Raw genomic sequence first — 22,951 nt, 5'->3', positions numbered from 1 at the left:
GTATAAGAATAGCTAAATATGGCTTTTGTGTATAAATTTTGGGTAAAAACCAGAATTTCTTATCCGTCGACACATTCCTAAAGAGTATCTACACATGTCAATGATTCATTAAAAATGAAATACTTTTGACCTGAAACCAAACTTAAGCTATGAAGTATTTGGAACGTTATGCGGTGCTATTGGGGGTGATGATTTTTCTTTTATCCCCTTTTCTATTGTCTCCTTTTTCGATTTACGAATCCCTTCAATATCCTCAGCAGCGACAGTTAGTGGCGGCAAAAATTACTGTCAATTTACTTCTTGCAGGTATTTTTTACTTTAATCTACGTGTTCTGACACCGCGCTTGTTAGAACAAAAGAGGGTGGGAGAGTTTATTTTTATCCTTACAGGACTATTGCTAGGCTTTATGATTTTCGATTCGAGCATTATGCATTATGGCCAAAACACCCTTCCTCCACGCTTTCGTATGGGGCCTGCCGATTTTTCGGGCCCTCCCCCCCCGCCTCGGCCGGGAGCGGACCGTTTTGGAGGGGCTCCACAAATCGTGGGCAATCTGATTACCTTTATGGTTACCATACTCTCTAGTTCGATGATGGTATTGCTGAGAGAGCGACTTCGGGAAAAAGAGATAAGACAACAAGTCGAGTTTGAGAAAGTAAAAGCTGAACTGTCCGTACTGAAGCTGCAGATCAGTCCCCATTTCCTCTTTAATACGCTCAATAATATAAGGTACCTGGCCAGAAAGAAATCCGATAAAACGGAAGAAGCCGTCATTGAACTAGCGCAGCTGCTTCGCTATATGATTTACCAGGTCAACGATGAATTTGTACCGTTGCTTAAAGAAATCGAGCATTTGCAACGGTATATCAACTTGCAAAGGATGAGACTGCAAAATCATACCACGGTGCAGTTTAGTTATTCGGGCAATTATCATTCGCAAAATATTGAACCCCTTCTCTTTATTCCTTTCGTTGAAAACGCTTTCAAATATGGTGTACATGCGCATGAACCCTCATTAATACAGATCGAAATTATCGTTTCAGATACTGGGCTTATGTTCCGTTGTGAAAATGATATTTTCGCCCAGAGCAGAAAGGTGGATAGCGATGCATCGGGTGTGGGAATTGCCAATGTCAGAAAAAGACTTCACCTTTACTATCCTAGCAGTCATGACCTTCGTATAACAGATGTCGAAGGGATTTATAGTGTACAACTAAGCCTTCAATTTCGCCGTGGATAAAATTAAATGTATTGCAATTGATGACGAACCCTTTGCTTTAGAAATGATCAGCGAGGACATACAGAGGATTGATTTTCTGGATTTTGTCGGCGCCTACCCCCATCCCGACGGGGCCAGAGAAAGCATACAAGAAGGGGAAGTAGACCTGATTTTCTTAGACATACAAATGCCCACCGTTACGGGCATTCAATTTTTAAAATCGCTGGATACCTATCCCATGATTATCCTCACCACCGCTTATGAACAATACGCCATGGATGGCTTTGAGCTGGATGTGGTAGATTATCTACTCAAACCTATCCCATTTTCTCGTTTTAAGCAAGCGGCGGAAAGAGCAAGAAACCTGTTTAATTTGAAAAGACTACAGGTAGAAACCGGACCCGTTTCCTACTTATCTGTCAATACCCAGTATCAGAAGGTGAGGATAGCTCACGATCAGATATTATATATTGAAGGGATGAAGGACTACGTCAAAATTTATGTCAAGGGGCAATCGTCGCCCATATTGACAAGAATGAATTTAAAGAAAATGGAATCCGAATTATCCTCTTCCAGGTTCTGTAGAGTCCATAATTCCTTTATCGTTTCTCTGGATAAAATAACCTCCTCTCTAAGATCAAAACTCTTCGTTGGATCAACCGAAATTCCTGTAGGAGAGAAGTTCGCTGATCATTTCAGAGAGAGATATGAATGCTAGAGTGAAGAAATCCCGCTGTTTTATTTCGTTTTGAGATTTAAAATGCTAGTATAAGCGGGCTTAGGCATCAGATCTCTGTCGTGGAGTAGGGGGTAGTTGGTTCTGTTTTTTATGGGCCAACCATTTAACCAGGATTGTCCGTCATGTGCGCCCCAAAAGGTAACCCGGCTTATTTTTTCCTTATGTTTTATGAAGATTTTGAAAATATCTTCATAACGCTTGGCCTGTGCCATTTGAATCGCTTGGGGGAGTCCCTCCCGGTATGGGTTCATTTTAGGATCCTGGGCATAGTTTTGACTGATGTCTGCGGTCGTTACACCACTGGGGTGGGGAAGTACCGATATATCTAATTCGGTAAAAGCTACTTTTATACCTAGTCTGGAAAATTCTATTATTGAATTTTCGATATCATATAGATTGTTGCCATTAAGCCCCCAATGTCCCTGAATCCCAACTCCGTCTATTCTCAGACCCTTAGCTTGTAAGCTCTTAATTAGTTTAATGGCTCCCTTTCTTTTTTCAGGTCGCTCAATTCCATAATCGTTATAATATAGTTCAGCCCCCGGGTCGGCCTGGGCGGCCCACTCAAAGGCTTTAGCTATATAGTCTTCTCCTAAAAGTTGGAGGAAGATAGATTTACGAAGGCTACCATCTTCTTCCAACGCTTCGTTGAGTACATCCCAGCTTTTAATTTTACCAGCATATCGTCCTGCCACCGTTTCTATATGTCCCTTCATAAAATGAGAGAGGGAATCGGCATTTCTTATATGCTGAACATACGAAGGTAACTGAGAATGCCAGATCAGGGTGTGACCTACAATATACATCCCATGCTTGACCCCGAAAGCAACGTACCGATCCGAGGCTTCGAAATTGAACAGATTCGGCTCTGGATGTATAGGACCCGATTTCATTACGTTTTCCGGGGTTATCGCATTGTATTCCCTAATGATTAGCTGCGTTTCTTTTTCGTTTCTTTCCGAAATCTGTCTTCCGTTCAGCGCTGTTCCGATTAGGAAGTCTTGCTGAAATGCTGTTTTAAGACTGGGCCCTGAAACTTGTCCAAAACAAGGATAAGCATACAGCGAATATAGGGTAATGGCGGTTACAGACGCTAATTTCAGAAGTTGCATATAGAATTTTGGATAATGTATATTTCAGGAATTAATATTTAGTAGCCATCCTTGAGACTATTTAAAACCTATCCTTCCCTAATACCGGTATACCTTATAGGCTCTGTATCCATAAAGGGCGATATAGCAAAAACATAGGAATGGAAGAATAAAGGAGAAATTAACCCCCGAAAATGGCCCTACCGATTCCATATCGATGATAAGTCCCTGTAATATGGGCATAAGAGCCCCTCCAACTATGGCCATTACGAGTCCAGCTGCACCCAGGGCAGTATCGTCGCTGGCTAGGCCGTGCAGGGCTATGCCATAAATCGTCGGGAACATCAGAGACATAAAGGCAGAGGTGGCAATCAGCATGTATAAGCCTAGAATTCCGTCAATAAGTATGACCCCGGCCGTAGTACACATGGCGCCCAGTGCAAAGAACATCAGTAGTTGTCGCGCATTTACATAACGCATCATAAAGGTACTGACGAAACGACTGGACAGAAATATAGCCATGGCTATAATGTTATAATTCTGTGCCTCTGCCTTAGAAATGCCAAGGTTTTCTGCGTACTGAATGATAAAGGTCCAGCACATAATTTGCGCTGCCACATAGAATAGCTGGGCCATGACTCCCTCTTTGTACTTGCCATTGTTCCACAAATTGCTAAATGAGGAGAGGACACTCGATTGCTTCTCGTCTACTTTCCTTTCCGGCATCTTTACGAGTGCAATTATGACCAGCATTGCAACGACCACAAAACCAAGTATCACATAGGGATTCCTGATTACTGCCAGATCATGTGTACGGATAATGGCCTTTTCTGCTTCTGATAAAGAAGTGAAAATCAATTCTCCTGCTTCATTTCGCTTATCGGAATCTAGGCTGATCAAGATGAACTTGGACGCCACAAACATGCCTAATAATGAACCAATAGGATTAAAAGCCTGCGCAAGGTTAAGGCGTTGTGTAGCGGTTCGTTCATCGCCCATGGATAAAATAAACGGATTGGCCGTGGTTTCTAAAAAAGCCAATCCAAACGTGAGTATATATAGGGAGCCTAAGAAAAACCCGAACACTTCAAACTGTGCAGCAGGATAGAATAATAATGCACCAATAGCATAGAGTGTCAATCCTAGAATGATGCTACTTTTATAGCTGTACTTTCTTATAAATAAGGCCGCAGGAATGGCCATGGTTCCATATCCACCATAGAAGGCCAGTTGAACCAATGCTGCCTTGGCAGTTGAAATTTCCATAACGGTGCCAAAGGCTGCGACCATCGGATTGGTGATGTCATTGGCAAATCCCCAAAGGGCAAATAAGGAAGTGATGATGATAAAGGGTAGGATTACTGCCTTGGGCACTACAGGGACTTTTTCTGTATTTTGCATTTTTTTATTCGGTGACTTTTTATGTTAAAAATAGTATTTATGCCTCAGTGATCAGAATATGGCCAAAGAGCCCCACGTTCCATATCCGAGGAGCCCGGTAAGATTACACGCTAAAAGCAGCCGGACTATTGGAATTACTGTAGCAATACTATTTAATTATTTTGTCACACTGATCCTCCGCCTACTATGCTCTTTAGGCCTACAAAGCGAATGATGGGTCTTGGTATAAGGCCCAGGCCATTCGTGCACGGGGTGGCGTTTAGCCTCTCCCGCTGTACTAAATACAAATGGTTAACTTGTTTTCTATATAACCGGATTTGACAATCATATTAGCCGAAAGCAGATAAGGGCTTTGGTTAGGATTTGACGGCTTTGATGATGCCTTTTAGGATTTCAACAACTACGATACTTCCCAGCGTCAATGCAAGGGTTAAGGTCAGTGCTTCTTGTCCTAGGGCACTGGTCTTGAATATGGGCTGAAGGGGCGGAAAGTAAATCAAAAGGAATTGCAAACCTCCGGTAAGCAGGATGGTGACGAGTAAGAATGGATTACGGAATGGGTTTGTAGTCAAAATACTCCCGCTCTCACTGCGAACTGACAGGGCGTTGCCTAGCTGCACCAGACAGAGATAGCTGAAAACCATACTGTGTTGGGTGTCCATATCATACCCTCTCTGTGCCGCGATAATCTGTAAAATAAAGGCTCCTACAGTCATGATGATGCCGGTGCTCAGAATTTTAAATACCATATTCCCCGCAAAGAGTCCCTCTTTGGCGGGCCTTGGTGGTTTTTTCATGATATTCTTTTCTGCTGGTTCATTCGCAAGGGCGATACCCGGCAGGCCGTCTGTGACCAGGTTGATCCACAGGATATGGATAGGCAGTAATGGTATGGCCAGTCCTATAATGGGGGCAAAAAAGATGATCAAGATTTCGCTTAAATTGCAGGAAAGTACGTATAGAATGAATTTTCGAATATTATCGTAGATCCTACGCCCTTCTTTGACGGCCTTGACGATGGTTGCGAAATTGTCGTCCTGTAGGATCATCTCAGCCGATTCCTTGGCCACGTCTGAACCCGTTATGCCCATGGCGACCCCTATATCAGCTTGCTTTAGCGAAGGGGCGTCGTTGACTCCGTCGCCCGTCATCGACACCACCTGGTTTTGCTCTTGAAGTGTTTTGACAATGTTGAGCTTTTGCTCAGGAGACACCCTGGCGTAAACGGTCGTATGCAATACCCTGTCCGATAGTTCTTCCTGGGTGAGCTTGGCAAGCTCTTTGCCCGTAAGGGTCTCCGAAGGATCTTCTATGGACATGCCCAGTCTTTTGGCGATGGCAAAGGCCGTAAGGGGTTGGTCCCCGGTGATCATCACCGTTTTTATTCCGGCAGAGTTACATTCGGCAATGGCCTCCTGGACCTCCTCCCGCGGCGGGTCGATCATGCCAACCATCCCTAGGAAATCCAGATCTTTTTCCATTTCAGCGGTGATCTGCGCGGGTTTTTCATCGAGGATCTTGTAGGCCAGAAACAAAACTCTAAGCCCCTGCCCAGCCCAGTCTCTGTTTTCGTCGAGCCACACTTCTTTCTTTTCCTGGTAATTAGTACGCAGCACCTCGGCGATCCTGGCCGGGGCTCCTTTGATTAATAATATATACTGATCTCCTTTTTGATGCAAGGTGCTCATTCTCATCCTCTCCGAATCGAAAGGTAATTTGTCTATCAGCGGAAGTTCTTGCTCCGACTTTTCCTGTGTTAGGCCCTGTTCCAGCGCATAGCGTACCAGAGCCACCTCGGTAGAGTCGCCCAGAAGCGATTGGTCTTTGTCGACCCTTACTTCGTTGTTGAGCATAAAAGCCTGGAGCATCAACGTGTCCTGTTCGGACTCGCAAGACCGTTTTTCGACCGTCATGCTGTTCTTGGTTAATGTTCCCGTTTTGTCGGTGCATATATAGGAAACAGACCCTAGCGTTTCGACGGCTGGCAGCCTTCTAACCAGTGCATTCTGTCGGACCATCCGAGCCGCACCGTTGGCCAGGGAGATGGTGATGACGGCAGGGAGCGCTTCTGGCAGCGCCGCCACCGTCAGAGACAGAGCAGTCAGAAATAAGTTGAGAAGAGGTTCGCCCCGCCACCAGCCATAGAGGAACACCAGAACGCCAATGATCAAGACAATCACAACCAACTGCTTACTGAAGACTGCTAGCCTCTTTTGCAGGGGTGTCTTCTGAGATTCGCCTTCCAGCATTTTGGCGATGTTCCCCATTTCTGTTTGCATGCCTGTGCTGGTGACGAGCATTTTTGCACTACCATTGGAGATGCCAGTGCCTTTGAACACCATATTGGTCTGATCTCCCAGAGGAAGATCCAGCTCTGTGAGGGGGGAGGTCTGCTTTTCTATGGAATGACTTTCACCGGTCAACACCGCTTCTTCGGTTTTCAGTGCGCTGATCTCTATTAGTCGCCCGTCGGCAGGGACCATGTTTCCGGCTTCCAGCAGGACGACATCGCCGGGTACCAGTTCTTGGGACTCTATCTTCTGCGGTTTGCCATCCCGAAGTACCAAAGCATGTTGGGCACCCATTTGCTGTAGCTTCCGGATAGACTCTTCAGCCTTGTTTTCCTGGACGAAACCCAGAATAGCATTGCCAAAGATGATGAATAAAATCACATACGCATCGGTATGTTCGCCCACGGCAAAAGAAATGATGGCGGCGCCGATCAGAATGATGATCATCACATCCTTAAACTGTCCTAAGAAAAGCGCCAGTTTAGATTTTTGCTTCGACGCCTGTAACTCATTTTTCCCATACTGTTGCTGAAGGCCCGCAATTACCTCGGATGTTAAACCGTTTTCCTGACTATGCAAGGCCTCTAGGGCTTCTTCTACCGACTTGTTGAACCATTTTTCCATATCCTGTTAAAGATAAAAATTATACCCATCATGGTAACATAATAATATAGATCTTAACGAAGGGGTAACCAGACAGGATGATCGGGCTCTGGTGTCAATGCAGCATTGTGAATCCTGTTTATATCTTAGATGGGTTTGGTCAGATTGATAGGCGTCCCGTCCGATTGAAAGTCGTCGGTAGTTTGTATATAACCACGAAGGTTCTATAATCATACCATCCCTTCGGGATTTATTTTAATTAACGATAAAAACCAGGCTTGGCGGCGGTAATGTTCGTATCGCCAAGCTAAAACTACTACAACGAGTCTGGGTCAATTACTTCAGACTAGGAAATATTGGCAGTTAACACAAAGCCGTAGATAACTGGGCGAGAAACCGCCTAAGATACTGTATTTGGACAGACGGGGATACCTAGTCCCGTACCTACAGTGGTGTGACCGGGCTGGCGTACCAGAGGCGCACCGTAGGCTTTATGGGCTGCGGCCGTCTACTTGATTGTGTGCGGTTTTCCTTTCACTCGTCATTATGAAGTCTTCTTAATGACCCATTCCACAAGTCCTGCCGATATTGTCAGTTCCGCAACTTTGTCAACGAGATAAAGTTTTGTTTCTGTATCGTTTTCATAAGTCGTCAAGTTGTTTTTTGCTGAATGAACAACATAGAAGAATTTGTCATAGTCGTTCATAGTCGCAAACTGTTCTTGATAACCTAAAAATTGTAGTAAGTCAGATTGAGCTTTAATCTGAACAATTGCTCTTTCTCCTGTCACGGGTGCAAAAAGTTCAAGGTCTAACGTCTTTTGAGTTTTTCCCGTATCGCCAACTCTTTGCCAACCTGCCTGTCTGAAAATCAAGTCAACCAAAGTTTCAAAGTCTTTCCATTGCAAATTTTGAATTAAAAAAGTCAGTTTTGATTTTAGATTACACATTGCTTGTTCGACTTCAACAACTTCTTTCATTTGTTCGCACTTGATTTTTGCAAGTGCGTATTTTTGTTCTGGAACACTGCAAATTGTCCCGCGAAAGCCTTGTGTTTTTAATAACTTACTGCTTATGTTACTTCCAAGCAAAACATTTCCTGCAAAATCTTTGTCATTCGTTCTTGTCTGTCGGGGTCGTCCTTAAAATCGCATATATCGTTTTGCAGCTAACCGAAGGGCGGGACTTTTACCACAAAACTTGATTTGAAAACCTAATGTTGGATCAACCACAAAACTGTCCTATGGTGCATGACTACCACCTATTACAAATCTGCTGTTAATGGCTGCTGTTCCTGTCATTCTGCCATTTTTATTACAACATTTCCAGTCTTTTGCCCAGTTTCAACATACTTATATGCCTCTACAATTTGGTCTAAATGATAGTGTCTATCAATAACAGGCTTGTATTCTCCTTTTTCAACAAGTTCTTTCAAAAATACTACGTCTTGTTTAGATATGGACGGAATTGGAAATAAAAGTCTTTTTCCACCCCCAATAGGTGTGGTTACTGCAAGAAATAGGTTCTCTCCATTTCTTCCTAATTCGGTAGAAATGTAAATTCCCTTTTTAGTTAATAAAGGTTTGCATTGTCCAAACGAACTTTTTCCAACCGCATCAAAAATGAAGTCAAACCTGTCTTCTGCCTTTGTAAAATCCTGTGTCTGATAATCTATAACCGTGTCTGCACCGAGAGATTTCACCAGACCTACGTTTTTTGTATTACACACTGCTGTTACTGTTGCTCCAAAATGTTTTAATAATTGCACCGCCGCAGAACCAATAGCACCAGTTGCTCCGTAAACTAAAACATTTTGTCCACGTTCAACTTTTGCTGCTCTTATGTCCACTAAGGCATAATGGGCTCCTTCCGTAAGAGCTGCCGCTTCTTCAAAGCTTAAATTGTCTGGCATATTTATAACCGCATCAGTTTCAGCAATTGTCAGATACGCTCCGTGTCCACCGCAGGTTTTATCATTAAATCCAAAAACTTTATCACCTCACTTGAACGTTGTTACGTCACGTCCAATCTCTTCAATTATTCCAGCAAACTCACAACCCAGTATTTGATATTTAGGTCGGAATAGTCCAGTCCAAAATCTTGAAATAAAATATTCGGCACTACGGAAACCTGAGTCAGTACGGTTTACTGTCGATGCATAAACCTTAACCAATATTTCGTTGTCATTGGGGAGTGGTTTAGGAACTTCCATAAATAAAGCCACTTCTGGTGGTCCATATTTTGAATATACATCTGCTCTCATTTTCTGTATGTTTTGTCATTTCTTCGTTGTGTCGGTTTTTTTTGCGGTTGTCTCCTAACGTTTTGCGTGTATGTGCAGTAGCGGATTAGAAGCCCTTACCTGTCCGCTTAGCATAAAGTTTCTTAGATGCATAGACCTTCGATTAACTACCTCACCCGCTATTGACACATACACGCTGTTACCGCTTGGTGTTCTTTCGTATCTTCCATATGCTTTTTTATTTTTCTTCAACAAATTATGGAATGTGTTTTAGTTTGTCCTTGTCGTAATGAACAACTCCCGAAATGTTTAATCGCCCTAACCATTGGTCTCGGTTTCTATGGTCGCCACCAATAATTAATTTCTCTCCTAAAACAGTCCAAAATATATTCAAATTGTTTTCTTCTAATTTTTGAACTAAGTCATTTTTTCTTACGATAAGACAAGAATGAGTTGGTTGTGTTGCGCAAGGGTCAAAGCAAATCATTTGTCCGTCTTTGCTTAAAAGTTGTCCTTCAATTTTTGAATATTGCAAGTCAAGAAGATTGAAAAGAATTTCTGTCGGTTTGTAAAAACTAATAGTAGATTCTTTTGATGCGTCATATTCTTCTTCCCATAAATAATCGACTGCTGTTACTGCAACTTTACCGACAAGTTGATGAGTTGTGTTGTCGTAAACTTCTGACCAACTTTCGCCACTATAATACGGGTCGCTAAAAGTTTCATTTGCTGCTGACCAATAGAATTCTCTACTAAACATTTGAAATCTGTTCGTTGATTCAGGCATCCATCTTCCCATAAAGTTCTTATCTTTTGACCATTTCAAAATTTTGACGTGGTCTTTTTTCTTAGAGATATAACTTCTGATTTGATACCACAAACTTTTATGCGGATTTTCATATTTATCTTCACCGATGTCTGCGGGTTCAGTCCAAGATTTGTGCATTTCAAGCACCAACCATTCAACACCGTCTTTGTCAAACACACTTATCATTTCCAATGGACTTGGTAAGTCATCGGTTTTAAAAATCCACTCTTTGTTTGGAAGTTTCCAATTATTGTAATCAGAAGGATTCCACCAAAACTTTTCATTCTTGTTTTCTGGATTTCCCTTTATTGTAATTGTCGGGTCAATATCTCTAACATAGGGTTCCCAAGGTCCCATATATGGAATTGGCTTTGCACTTTTACTATATGAGTCTTCGTAAAAGGGGAGATTGTCCGAAACTCTTGCAAGTAGCTCATAGAACGCAATCCATTGATATTTTTTTCCAATTCTTTCTACTTTATGCGAATGTCTTCCATCGTAGCGAATGTTTCTATCAAACTTTCCGTGCTTTTCTACATCGTAACCATATTTTTCAATAATCCATTTAACAGCCAAATTACTTAGTAACTGTGCATTCACTCTCCAATTGTCAAAAGCACTTTCAAATGTATATCTACCAAAATCTCCATACATCTGCCCCCCAACATTTGTTTTCATAGAACTAATAATAGAATTCAAACTCCAATGGTAGTCTTTGAAATCTTTTGCCTTATAGTTGTATTCGTATTTTTCAATTTCTTCATTGCTTGGAAATGAAGTTGGTAAATCGCTTTTAAAAGGCGGCTTCGTTTTGTTTAAATCAAAATCAAACTTGTGTCCTTTGAAAACAGCGAAGTCAATAATTCCTCTTGCGTAATCTCTCAGTAAAATATCAGGAACTACATTTTTTGTATTGAAAACAGATTCATAAATAAAAACTCCTAAATCTTTTAATGATTCTATTTTGCTTGTTCTTATAGCGCAACCAAACGCAACGGCATATACTCGCTGTAAAACATAAGGGTCATTGACTTTTTCAAATGTTTCAATGAGTTGCATCAAAACGTTTATTCGCTCTTCTAAAAGACAAATAATTGCTTTTGTTGTAGAATCTCTTAACGCTCTGTTAGTGCTTGTTGTAAACCAAAACAATGTTTGGCACATTAAACGAATTGATTCATCTGAAATGTTTTCTCGTTTATCATCTGTCCACGCCCAATCAATCATTCGTTGGATAGAAGTGATTTCATCAGGATAACTTGGGTATTGATGATGAATAAATGGTGTCCACCACGAATCTCTGTCAGCCATGCTAATTCTCATTAAATGATTGTGCAGAAAATCACTATTGAAATAGTGTTTCGGCTGTGATGTGATTAAAAGAATTGTGCTAATGAAATAGTAGTGCAAGTCGTGTTTTTGAATTACAACTTCATTTATGTAAACTTTTAGTTTATCATTGTTTGTTTCTTTCTTTCTCCAAACGATACTTTCAACAAATGTCTGTGCGACTACATCAAATTCTTTTGAGTATGGTGCGGCTTCAAATAATTCTATACCTACCAATTCAGGTAATTGAATTGAAAGAGCTTCAATAATTCCTTTGTTGTAATAAGATTTATGTTGGTCTTCAAGTAGTGTATGTAGTTTATTTCCTACAGCAAAAGAATTAGTCGGATTCTTCTTGTCAAAATGATTTTCCAACAAGTAGGCACAAACCAAATGATCGCTAAATCTTTCATAGGAAATATAAACACCGTCAAAAGAATTTCCACCTCCTTCCCAATATACGTTTTGAGTGAGAAGTCCTTCCCGTATTAAATCTTCAAATAACTGTGCGGGTTCTGTAATTGAGTTGTCTTTGGCAATTTGAGTAACGGTAGCATACGCATCCTCAAAATTTATGTAGGTATTTCCCGTGTCAGCAATTTGGCTTGCAATTTTCTTTACAACCTTTTGAGTTAGATTTAAGTTTTCAGGCAACCTGTGTTTTTCCGAAACCTTACTATTAATAGCTTCAAGATAGAAATTAAGAATAGTAGAAATACCTTCATAACCATCGGGTACTTCGTGTAATCCTTTCTTGCTTAATCCTTCGCAAAATAATTTCAGGAATAATGGATTTGAGAATTCAGGGTGAAGTAAAGGAATACTTGGTTGTTTAATTCCGTAGTACTCAAAAAAATGTTTTGATGCTTCGTATTCGTGATGTGAAAAACCGTGATGAATAACTTTTATGACTTCTTTTTTTTCGGTTAGTGATTCAGGAATTAATAGTTTTTCATAAGAAGTTCTAAGGCTAAAGACTACACCTATGTTCGGATATTTCTTTACTGCGGAAATGAAGCCTGAAATGTAATTTTTCCACAATTCTTTTCCTTTCCCTTCATTTATAGCATCTATCAGAATTAAAATTCTGCTTTGTGTTGTTTCTGATTTTGCATTTAAGGAGGCAAGAAACGTATCTCTATCGCAATTTAATTGAAGTTGTTTTTTGATTTGACTCCAAGGTTCTTCCTCTGTGAAATGTTGACCAAGCAATAAAATTGAAAATTGATTTCGTTCTCTTCTTTTCACTGCCACATCGGCAAGTAAATGAGATTTCCCTTTTCCTGCTTCGCCTGTTAAAAGCAGAAAAGGATTGTTTGAAAGAAGAACTGTTGTGCTATTCAGAAATTCAATGAATTCATAAATTGAACTATTTAGTTTTCTGAAATACTCTATATCCCAACCAAATTTATTTGTATCACTCTCGTATTTACTTTTTTCTTTTTTTTCTTTCTTGAGTGTAGAATCTATTTCATATAGTTTATGGATTAAATCGTCAATGATTTTTCTCACATCTTCTAATAGCGAACTTAAACCAACATTATTAATAGTGCTTATTTCAATATAATCAATTTGCTCACATTGTTGTCTGAATGTTGTGATTGTTGAGACAATTCTATCAATATGGTCTTTAACTTTTGCTTCTTTTAAATGAGTAACTGCTTTTCTATAATGTTTAAGTAAATCATCTAGATATGAGTTGAATTGTTCGTTGAAATATTTATCTCTGCTAATTCCGTCAAATATCTTTGCAATTGGCAATTCAAAATTCAGTTCGGGTGTGTAGCGCTTGTCAAGATTTTTGATATTCTCATCAAGTTTTTGTTTAAACCAATCCTCGAAAAATTCTTCCTTACCAAACCAATAGTAAAGTTTGCCTTCGTTTTCTTTTTTGCTTAAACGCTCAAAAATTTCTGAATTTCCCCAAAACTCAAATTTAATCGTTCTGTTGTTTGACTTAGCAAATGCTTCCCATTCTGCTACTTTTGCATTCCATTTATCCATAAAATGGTTCACTTGTTGCCCTCTTCGCTTTCCTTTTGTGATGGTTATTCTTGGGTCTGGTCTATCTAATGGAATGCATATGTAATACTTTATTAAATTCGGACGTTTTGCAAAAGCTGTTTTAAACGATTCATCAAGTTGTGTCCATTGAGAATCGCCCATTGTAGTAAAAAACTTTGCTTGCCAACCGTATTCTGAATTGTCAGAAAGAACACAATACGCCTCAACTCCACCATCAGGTGCTGCAACTCTGATAAATTTGGATTTATTTGAAATTTGTTCAACTCTTGCCAATTGACATACAAGTTCTTCAAAACCATTTTTCACATCACCATTAAGAGGTCGTAACGTGTTCCACTCTATATTCATTTACATATTTTTTTAGAGATATTGGTATAATGTTTATATCCAGTTTTGTCGTCCTACACTTGGCGGTAACACCGTTATTTACGGAACCAGATGCGTCTATTTCGTATTAGTCAGTAGGATTCTCCACAATAATATCGAAATTATCTAAATAATCAAGCGGGCTTTTGGCTGATTTGTGATCAATGGGCCAGTCTCTGGGTGTAAACTTCGGTAGTTTTACTGCTATGGCCCATCATACGCTGTATCATGCGAAGAGTTACAGCTGCTTGTAGAAGATGCCGAATGGTCGAGCCCGTCGCGAAACTGTGCCGTTGTATATGCGCTTTAAATCAGTGATTTACGCCGATTTTCTCCGCCACACTTCTCAATAGGTTTTAAATGCTTTTGGCATAATATTTTCCACCGTACTGCCCTTCAAAGAGCCTTTGGTCGGGCGTTTCCGGGTGATGAAGTACTGGTTATTAGGAATAGGACAGGTTTCTAAATATAAACAGATCCTTTATGTGATTGCTTTTCAAAGCCGCTGCAATCCTTACTGGTTCGAAATACTATTACGAAAATATGCGTATCGGAAATACGGATTACGCTAAACCATATACGTGTTTACCAGTACACGGAAAAAGCGCTTCTGGACTCTGGCCAGACTTGGAGTCGTTCGACAGTCTCTCATTTTAGTGGCATGGTACCTCCGAAATACCCGCCTGTCTAAAACGAAAGAACCTGATACGTCTGGGTATAGCCTATGGCAGAGCTTATCAATTTAGCAGAACAAGGAAAGGCGGCTGCACTAGGCATGCCCATACGTTGCCCAAAACCCAATACTTAGCACTACCATTGCCCTAGCACGACTAAGTAAGCGAGGTTATAAGAGAATGAATGATTATTGTGAAAAGGTAAGTCCCATGTTTCATAACTGGGGTGCATAGTCCGCTGTATACGAGACCCGTACGTACAGTGCTGTGACCGGGCTGGCGTACCAGAGGCGCACCGTAGGCTTTATGGTCTGCGGCCGTCTACTTGATTAGCCGTAGTGTTTTCTTAGTTAAACCTCTGTCTGTAATTTCGTGGTGTTTGGTTTGTCTTGCTTTTGAAAAGCTTACTGAACGACTGTGAATGTTCAAAGCCTAATGCATAAGCAATTTCACTTACTGACAAGTTGGTATTTGATAATTTCTCTTTTGCTTTCTCAATCAATTTTTCGTGGATATGTTGTTGTGTGCTTTGCCCCGTCAAAGTTTTCAACAAACCACTTAAATAGTTAGGTGATACATTTAGTTTTTTAGCAATATTTTGAACAGTAGGTAATCCACTATCTATTAAGCTATCCTGATTGAAATATTGTGTAAGAATTTCTTCCAGACGATTTAATATTTTATGGTTGGATATTTTTCTAGTTATGAATTGACGATGATAAAATCTGTCTGAATAATTGAGTAACACTTCTATTTGGGCAATAATGAGGGGTTGGCTAAACTTATCAATATTGGAAACATACTCCTGCTTTATACTTTGAAAAATATTGATAATTGTAGTCTCTTCTTTATCTGAAAGATGTAAGGCTTCATTTGCCGAATAACTAAAGAACCCGTATTGATTTATGGATTTTGCTAATGAACTTTGCCAAAAAAAATCGGGATGAATGAGCAGCATCCACCCCGAAAGCTTATAATCTCCCTCGGTTTCGACTGAAAAAATCTGTTTGGGAGCAATGAAAAACATGACCCCTTCATCAAAATCGTAGGTTTGCTGTCCATATTTATATTTTATCCTGGAATCAACATTTCTTTTTAATGCAATTGAGTAAAAGTCAAACATCCAATTGGTATGCTCATCAGCTGAAAGCTTCCTTATTTCATCTAAATTTATAACACTCATTAATGGGTGTTCTGGTTTAGGTAAGCCTCTGAATCGATGATACTCACTAATTGTTTTGATATGAAGAGGCGGTAGGTTTTTCATAATCTATTGCTATAGTTGATTATAAGCTTCAGCAAAGTCTTGAGCAAAATCTTTTATTTTAACTTTGCCCAGCGTGGCAGGTTTGTGAAAATTGTAATGATCATACAATAAACCACTGTTTATAGCTGCATACATTTCCGTCATACCCTCCGCAATGGCTGGTTGCATGCCCGCAGCTTCCAGACCTTCTCTCATCTGTTCATCCGTTAAGGTTACCCATTTAAGGTGTGGATTTCCTATTGATTCACTTAAGATAGTTACCAATTCATTGTAGGTAAGTTGATCACTTGCCACATACCGTACTTTTCGGCCAGCAAGTGGTGAAGTAATCTCCTCGGCAATAACGTTAGCAATATCCGTTGGTGATACCCACACATTTACAACTTCACCCCCAATATTAGACGCTATAAACCCATCAGTCTTCGCGGAATTAACCTGTGAAAGCAAATTATAATAAAATTCGGTAGGCCGAATGTGAGTAAGAGCAACGTCCGAAGGTAATGCATTGAGTATACTTTCAACATAAAAAGTGCCCTGAAGTATGCCGTTACCTTCCTTCATATGAGCTCCGATGCTACTTAGATTAACGACTTTTTTTACTCCACTTTGTGTTATGGCTTGTTGGTATTTATTCCCCAGGCCTTTATAATAGGCAAGTAAATCAAGGTCGTGATCAAAATAGTTTGCCGGTGGCACCATACAAAATATAGCATCAGCACCTGTAAATGCTGAAGTAATAAAACCAACTTCTTCTAAAGAGCCAATTGCTGCTGTCGCTCCCATACCTTCAATGTCTTTTTGCCTTTCAGCATTACTGCTAATAACTGTTACTAAATGTCCTTTTTGGACCAACTCTTGAGTTAGCGGTTTACCTATATGACCCAATGAGCCTGCAATTGTAATTTTCATCTTTTCTGTTTTTATATTCATTGCAAAATTGCTCAACAAAATTCCGCAGAAACAGAAAGACGTTTGTAGTCAAATATATGTTTGTTGTAGGCTAATGTAAGGTCTGTTATTTTTCTTATTAATGTTTTGTCGCCATGTATCATGACCGCTAACATGAGTATAAACTCCCTAAATATACTCTAGGTCATATAGATCATTATTGTGAATACCTATTTTTTCTTTAAAATATTGAAATTATCTAAATAATCAGGCGGACGCTTTACAACTTTATTATTTACAGACAGTATCTGGGTATAAAAATCGTTGATTTTATTGCTATGAGCCGACTTGCTCTGTATAAATCCTAGATTTACAGCTTCATAAACAAGGCACAGAATGGTCGCACCCGTCGAGAAACTGTGCCGTAGTGCAAGCGTTGATACCGTGGATTTGCTCCGCTTTTATCCACCGCACTTCTCAATACACTTTGAATGCTACTGGTATATTATTTTTCACCATTCGGCCCTTCAAAAAGCCTTTGGTCTGGCGTTTCCGGATGATGAAGTATTGGTTATAAGGAATCGTGCAGATTCCTATATATAGACGGATCCTTTTTGTATTTGCTTTAAAGCCGCTGCACTCCTTACTTGTTCTATATACTATTATGAAAATATTCGCACTGACAATACGATTTACTGTAAACCATATTCGTGTTTACCAGTATTTGTAAAAACGACCCTCTTGTTTCTGGTCAAGCCTGGACTCTTTAGCTAGACGCCCATTTCAGCGGCAATTAAAAGAAGCCGACTTTAATAAACGAAGACGGCCGTATTGGTGATTGGACATCATCCCTTCATCACTAAAGGCCTAAAACCCTTCTTTTGTAACTATTAATTCCCCTTCCGTTCAAAAGCTGGACAAGTGCTCGCAAATTTGTTAGGTTTCACTCCTGATACCCTTTATATTTCAATATATAGGCAGCCGTTTGGTACGCTGCGGTGGCCTCGTTTAGTAGGGCGGTATTCATGGTTTTCTTTAGCTTTTCTTTATAATAAATGGGATATCCTCCCTTCATTTTATTTTGAGATGATAAGCTTAGGTCAAACTGTTTTTGCTTTTTAACGGGTGATAATATTGTTAGGATATCGTCTTTGATATAACCCAGATCCTGGTAGGTTGCTATAAATGCCCTGGGCTGATAGTCGGCCCGATAGATATTACGGCCAAAGAATTTGCTCTGATACTAGAAATGCATCAGCCCCATCAGGGTTGGCATCAGGTCTATCTGCGACATAAGCTTATCCTCATTGCCTTCATCCACCAAACCCGGGGCATAGATCATGGCCGGAATATGGTACTTGTCCATCGGAAGTTCTGTTTTGCCGGCACTAGAGGCGCAATGGTCGGCAACAATTACGAAGACGGTATTTGCAAACCAGGATTCGTTTTGGGACATTTTGAAAAACTGCTTCAGGGAATAGTCCGTGTATTTGATGCCCCCTTCTCGTGACTTGGAATCGCTGGGGATGTCTATTTTTCCATCAGGGTAGGTAAAAGGCCTATGATCGCTCACCGTCCTCCAATGATTGAAGATGGGCTTTCCCTGACGTGCTTCCTCATTCATGGTCTTGATGGTTTTACGGCCATGTCTTTATCGCAAACTCTACAGATATTGGCAAAAGTAATCTCAGCCTTTGTGAAGCTGGACTTATCGATGATATCATAGCCGTTGCCGGTAAAGAAGTCGCTCATATTGTCAAAGAATGCGTCTTCTCCTTAAAGGTATTTGGTGGTATATGCTTTTTGACTGATGGCCGGGCAAATCGTTGCTCAAGATGGCAAAGGCTTCGGTGTCGTTTAGCGATGTATAATAGGTATAAAAGTCGAGCTCACTGTAAGGAAGGCCTGGTTGAACTTATAATTACCGTTGGCTTGAAGTTCATTTGAAAATACATTATCAGAATGTTGAAAACGTTCCATGATTGGAAGGGCTAGTAGGGAGCCGGCCACCAAAACCATAGTAAATGCTGTGATTTTTAGCTTATCCAAAAAACTGGGTAATGCTTCCAGATAGGCACGGGATTTCCTGATGATCCAGTAGGTAATCAGCAGGGAAACGATACCTAAACTGGTAAATAAAGGGACTACTGGATAGGACTCCATTATATTGCCAATGACCGTATTGGTGTAGACCAGATAACCGACCGCTATAAAATTAAAACGGACGCCAAACTCATTCCAGAAAAAATACTCGCTTTCGGCATTCTGGATGATGATTATCACGAAAATGAAAATAGTAAGGCCATACAAACCCAGTCGGATGTGCTTTCTCTGTTTTGGTAAGCATAATGCCCACCAGAGCGGTTTTCAGGCCTACAAATAGAAGCCCTATCATAGGCAAGGGGGCCACCATATTCTGTCAGGATCGAATGCCCCGAAAGAATATAGAGAAATAGTAATATATAACCTCCCCACATCACATATCCCCATGGGGAATGGTATTTCGACTCGGAGAGTAAGAGTAAGTAGAGCCAAAGAATGACGCTGGCCAGGATGAATACCAGTAGGTCTGAAGTTAGCCCCAGGGCGAATATATTTAGCCATTCGGAGGGTGTAAAGTTGGAGGTCGTAATGGGGTGAAATAGGAATACCAGTCTTAGGGCGATGCTTACTAGCAAATACAGGATTGCCAGGTACTTAAAAGGACTTGCGACTTTGGATATTTGCATGTCTGTGAAAATTCAACGGATTTTTAACAAAATTAATGAGACTATCCTAGCAAATGCTGCAACGCATTTCCTGCTTACCGTTAGCACAGAGCAATGTACCAGGAGTAACTTAGTTTAAGTTGAAGTCAGCAGGTATAATTGCTTGTTAGTTAGTATTTGAATGTATTAGAAAGGATGGAGGAGGGCTTCGCTAAATCGGATTAAAATTCCATTAACGTATACCAATTAGAAGAATTGTAAAGAGGTTCTATTTGAATTAACCATGTAGCCCTTATCTTTAGGTATTCACAAAGGATACTAACGTATGATACTAATCGCCAAACTGCTCGTGGCTCTGGTCGCTCTGGAGCATATCTACATCCTGTATATGGAAATGTTCGCCTGGGAAACATTGGGAAAGAAGACATTTAAAGGAGCCTTGCCGGATGAACTGTTCCGCCCCACCAAAACCATGGCTGCCAATCAGGGATTGTACAATGGTTTTTTATCTGCCGGTCTCATTTGGTCCTTGCTGGTACAGGATCCGGCATGGAGCCGGTATATAGCCCTGTTTTTCCTGGGATGCGTGGTCGTAGCGGGTATTTTTGGTGCCCTAACGGCTAGCAGGAAGATTTTCTTTGTACAGGCACTGCCTGCTATTCTTGCAATTATATTTTTATATATGATCTAGCGATAGCCATATGTATGGCATTATACATCTTTTACAAATCTAATGTTAAAGCGATATATTGGGTTTTTTTCAGAATCGTAGAATGACATCGAATGGTTAAGTCTGTTAGCTCCCTCCTGTATACTCACGGTAATGCCACTGACTGTCCAGAATTCGCAGATATCTCCATCTATAGGAGGTTCATTTTTAAACATATAACCGGCCGGGAAAGCATTGAATCCGCTGGCATTGCTGCCCGGAATATGAAGCCAGTTTTCTACCGACAGCAATTTTTTTAGAGCAGGTTCGTTGGAAGCTCTATCCTGGGTAAATATGACCCCCTGGCGTTGAGCTAGGACTTTATACTCTTCCTGAGTTGGTATTCGCCAGCCCTGAGGGAGGGGAATGGAGCTTGCCTCCTGGAAAGTGTAGTAGTGGCCATAAATTTCCTTTTTGGGGTCGGGATGCGGAAGCCCGGTCAACGACCGGTAATTTACTGTAGTCCATAATTGGTTTCCAATACGAATATAAGGATAGGCGTGACCCTCTATTACCACCCGGTTAGTATCGGGTTGGGGCTCGGGCTCATATGGACAGACGATCTTCTCACAGGCACATAAGCCAGTAAGAATGAGAAAAGTTAAACTTGTAAATATTGCATACTTCATGACTTGGCGTTTATTTTTACAGACCAATTATTCTATAATATGGTTGTAAAACCTACACCTCAATGAGTAAACGGTAGGGTCATTTATGCCACACCCCGCCTATTATAGGCAGGGTGTATCAGGCAAAGGACAATCTTATTATCAGTATCCTGGATTTTGAGGAATATTGCGGTTTTGGTCTATGGCATTCTGTGGAATAGGACTCATATACTGTTTAGGTTCAAACTTCACCTTATACTTTACTTCTTCCTCTATGCTATATACCCACTTGCCCGAATTATTGGCAGGCACCGTATTGCGGATGACCATATTATGCCGTGGCTTACCCATAGTTTCGGCAGTGATTGCCCACCTTTTGCTATCCAGATAGCGCTTGTCTTCAAAGCAAAGCTCGACTCTTCTTTCTCTTCGGATAGCATCGCGCATTTGTGACTTGCTCAGCCCAGCTTCTAAGGCAGGAAGCTTGGAACGGGTGCGCACCTTATTCACCGCATCGTAAACGGAGGCATCTGGCCCTGCCGCTTCATTTTGTGCTTCTGCGTAGTTCAGCAATACCTCTGCATACCGAATAAAAACATAGTTCTGGCCACTGGCATCGTTGCCCGGAGCTGCATCCGGATTAAGACGTTTCTTTTGGTAATATCCAGAATCACCTACGTCTGTCTTTCCCGCCAAATCAATTTGATTGGTTCTGTCTGGATTGGGGTAGGTCTGGTCGATTCTGGTATAGATCGTATCGGCACGAGGCATCCAGTCTAACTTATAGGGTGCACCGTCGTAGACGATAAAATCATAAAACCTTTTCTCCCGGTTAACATATGGTTTCTGAGGGTCATATCCAGAGGTGGGATCAGTAATAAGTTTTCCGTTAGCCATGGCAAACTGGTCGACCAGCTCTTGGGTAGGGTTATAATTACCCCAGCTTTGGTATTCTCCAAGTACGTAGGTAGGTCCACCTCTGCGCTCATAGTTCGAACCCATATTTGCGACATTGGCAACAATTTGGCGATCCCATATTACTTCCGAGTTATATTCGTTGCTTACCCGCCAAAAATTGGGCAGGTCGCCGAAGAGGTTATAGGCCTGACCATTGCCATACATATCGATAAACTTCTTATTAGTCGCTGCAGCCTTAGCCCACCTGGAAGCATCAGCGTTTCCATGATGAACAAACTTACCTGGGTCGGCTAAGTAAGGCTGGGCGGTATTGAACAAGGGGCTAGCTCCGAAAAGTTCTACCCAACCCTTCAGTGCTAGCGCAGCGCCTAATGTGGCCCGGCCGGCTTCTTTGTCTGAGGCGTTGTATTTTACCTTTAAGGAAGCATTATTTACCACAGCCTCTAATTCACTTACAATAAAATTATAGGTTTCAGTGAAAGTAGCTCTCGGCTTCTGTAATTCGGCTTCCGACATGGTATTCCGGTCGAGGGGCTCAGTAATGATAGGTAGCCCGCCGATATGTACGAAAAACTCGCTGTAAAAAAACGCCCGCAGGAAACGTGCCTCATCCATTCGCTTATTGAAATAGGATTCAGAATAATTCGCCTTATTCTCCTGAATTTTTTGAATAAAGGTGTTGCACTTGCGAATTTTTACAAAAAAGTTCTGCCAGGTGTATCCATAGGTTGGGCCATGTGTCCCACCCCAGGGCGAATCGTTACTGGAGCCTGGTACGATTGCTACCCCTTGCCGCCAGTTTGATGCCGTATAATAATGACTGATATTATAGTCATCGGTATAATAATCCAGCGTTTCTGCTTGGGTAAGCTTATTAGGAATCTCACTGTATACGTCATTCAGGAAGACATCGGCATTGGTCTCCGAAGCCCACTGAGTCTGGTCGTTTAGGTTAGATTTATTAATATTTTCCAGAAAATCGTCCGTATTACAGGATACCGAGGAAAGGAGCAGCATCAGGCTCAGCCCGGTGGCTGTATATTGCTTAATTGAAAATTTCATGCT

Annotated in this window: 17 protein-coding genes; 3 read left to right on the top strand and 14 right to left on the bottom strand. The window is 41.0% G+C overall.

From position 1 onward, the window contains the following. Positions 1-149: 149 nt before the first annotated feature. Both X939_RS0117645 and X939_RS0117640 read left to right on the top strand, forming a co-directional pair. Positions 150-1,241 carry a sensor histidine kinase gene (locus X939_RS0117645; protein ID WP_025764611.1) on the top strand — a complete coding sequence of 364 codons (1,092 nt, stop codon included), beginning with the start codon at positions 150-152 and terminating at the stop codon, positions 1,239-1,241. Beyond that, on the top strand, positions 1,234-1,938 hold the full coding sequence (locus X939_RS0117640) for a LytR/AlgR family response regulator transcription factor (protein WP_084299544.1): 705 nt from the start codon (positions 1,234-1,236) through the stop codon (positions 1,936-1,938). Before X939_RS0117645 ends, X939_RS0117640 begins: the two co-directional genes overlap by 8 nt. Before the next feature lie 20 nt (positions 1,939-1,958). Here the strand turns inward: X939_RS0117640 and X939_RS0117635 are convergent, their stop codons facing one another. The 12 genes from X939_RS0117635 to X939_RS23825 form a co-directional block, all read right to left on the bottom strand. Next, positions 1,959-3,071: an endo-1,4-beta-xylanase gene (locus tag X939_RS0117635; protein WP_025764609.1), complete on the bottom strand. Its 1,113-nt coding sequence runs from the start codon at positions 3,069-3,071 to the stop codon at positions 1,959-1,961. 78 nt (positions 3,072-3,149) lie between these two features. Continuing rightward, positions 3,150-4,451 (bottom strand): L-fucose:H+ symporter permease, encoded by a 1,302-nt coding sequence (gene fucP / locus X939_RS0117630; RefSeq protein WP_025764608.1) that lies wholly within the window; start codon positions 4,449-4,451, stop codon positions 3,150-3,152. 356 nt (positions 4,452-4,807) lie between these two features. Beyond that, the gene (locus X939_RS0117625; protein ID WP_025764607.1) at positions 4,808-7,366 is read right to left on the bottom strand and encodes a cation-translocating P-type ATPase; all 2,559 of its coding nucleotides are present in this window, start codon (positions 7,364-7,366) and stop codon (positions 4,808-4,810) included. A 523-nt stretch (positions 7,367-7,889) separates the two neighbouring features. Beyond that, a complete protein-coding gene (locus X939_RS0117620) occupies positions 7,890-8,324 on the bottom strand; it encodes a restriction endonuclease (RefSeq protein WP_131694808.1) in 435 nt (144 codons plus the stop codon). Between the two features lie 317 nt (positions 8,325-8,641). Next, entirely contained in the window at positions 8,642-9,256 is a 615-nt protein-coding gene (locus tag X939_RS23955) for an NAD(P)-dependent alcohol dehydrogenase (RefSeq protein WP_229236088.1), read from the bottom strand. 87 nt (positions 9,257-9,343) lie between these two features. Beyond that, positions 9,344-9,607, bottom strand: coding sequence for an alcohol dehydrogenase catalytic domain-containing protein (locus X939_RS23950; protein ID WP_229236087.1), 264 nt, complete (start codon positions 9,605-9,607; stop codon positions 9,344-9,346). A gap of 235 nt (positions 9,608-9,842) precedes the next feature. Further along, positions 9,843-14,096 carry an NACHT domain-containing protein gene (locus X939_RS0117610; protein WP_025764605.1) on the bottom strand — a complete coding sequence of 1,418 codons (4,254 nt, stop codon included), beginning with the start codon at positions 14,094-14,096 and terminating at the stop codon, positions 9,843-9,845. Positions 14,097-15,134: 1,038 nt separating this feature from the next. Beyond that, on the bottom strand, positions 15,135-16,055 hold the full coding sequence (locus tag X939_RS0117605) for a helix-turn-helix domain-containing protein (protein WP_025764604.1): 921 nt from the start codon (positions 16,053-16,055) through the stop codon (positions 15,135-15,137). Positions 16,056-16,064: 9 nt separating this feature from the next. Continuing rightward, complete coding sequence (locus X939_RS0117600; protein WP_229236086.1) at positions 16,065-16,985, bottom strand: NmrA family NAD(P)-binding protein; 921 nt, start codon at positions 16,983-16,985, stop codon at positions 16,065-16,067. Between the two features lie 1,201 nt (positions 16,986-18,186). After that, a complete protein-coding gene (locus tag X939_RS23835) occupies positions 18,187-18,567 on the bottom strand; it encodes an LTA synthase family protein (protein WP_025764602.1) in 381 nt (126 codons plus the stop codon). A gap of 233 nt (positions 18,568-18,800) precedes the next feature. Beyond that, positions 18,801-19,226 carry an LTA synthase family protein gene (locus X939_RS23830; protein ID WP_025764601.1) on the bottom strand — a complete coding sequence of 142 codons (426 nt, stop codon included), beginning with the start codon at positions 19,224-19,226 and terminating at the stop codon, positions 18,801-18,803. After that, positions 19,223-19,672 (bottom strand): hypothetical protein, encoded by a 450-nt coding sequence (locus tag X939_RS23825; RefSeq protein ID WP_025764600.1) that lies wholly within the window; start codon positions 19,670-19,672, stop codon positions 19,223-19,225. Before X939_RS23825 ends, X939_RS23830 begins: the two co-directional genes overlap by 4 nt. Positions 19,673-19,976: 304 nt before the next feature. Between X939_RS23825 and X939_RS0117570 the strand changes: the two genes are divergently transcribed. Beyond that, positions 19,977-20,342 (top strand): DUF1304 domain-containing protein, encoded by a 366-nt coding sequence (locus X939_RS0117570; protein ID WP_025764599.1) that lies wholly within the window; start codon positions 19,977-19,979, stop codon positions 20,340-20,342. Between the two features lie 20 nt (positions 20,343-20,362). Here X939_RS0117570 and X939_RS0117565 read toward each other — a convergent pair whose 3' ends face one another. Both X939_RS0117565 and X939_RS0117560 read right to left on the bottom strand, forming a co-directional pair. Continuing rightward, a complete protein-coding gene (locus X939_RS0117565; protein ID WP_025764598.1) occupies positions 20,363-20,989 on the bottom strand; it encodes an FISUMP domain-containing protein in 627 nt (208 codons plus the stop codon). A 141-nt stretch (positions 20,990-21,130) separates the two neighbouring features. Then, positions 21,131-22,948 (bottom strand): RagB/SusD family nutrient uptake outer membrane protein, encoded by a 1,818-nt coding sequence (locus X939_RS0117560; protein WP_025764597.1) that lies wholly within the window; start codon positions 22,946-22,948, stop codon positions 21,131-21,133. Between the last annotated feature and the right edge of the window lie 3 nt (positions 22,949-22,951).

The organism is Dyadobacter tibetensis Y620-1 (genome assembly GCF_000566685.1).
In the GTDB taxonomy this organism is placed as follows: domain Bacteria; phylum Bacteroidota; class Bacteroidia; order Cytophagales; family Spirosomataceae; genus Dyadobacter; species Dyadobacter tibetensis.
The sequence above is the reverse complement of the archived record's forward strand: the minus strand, read 5'-3'. Positions and strand labels throughout refer to the sequence as shown.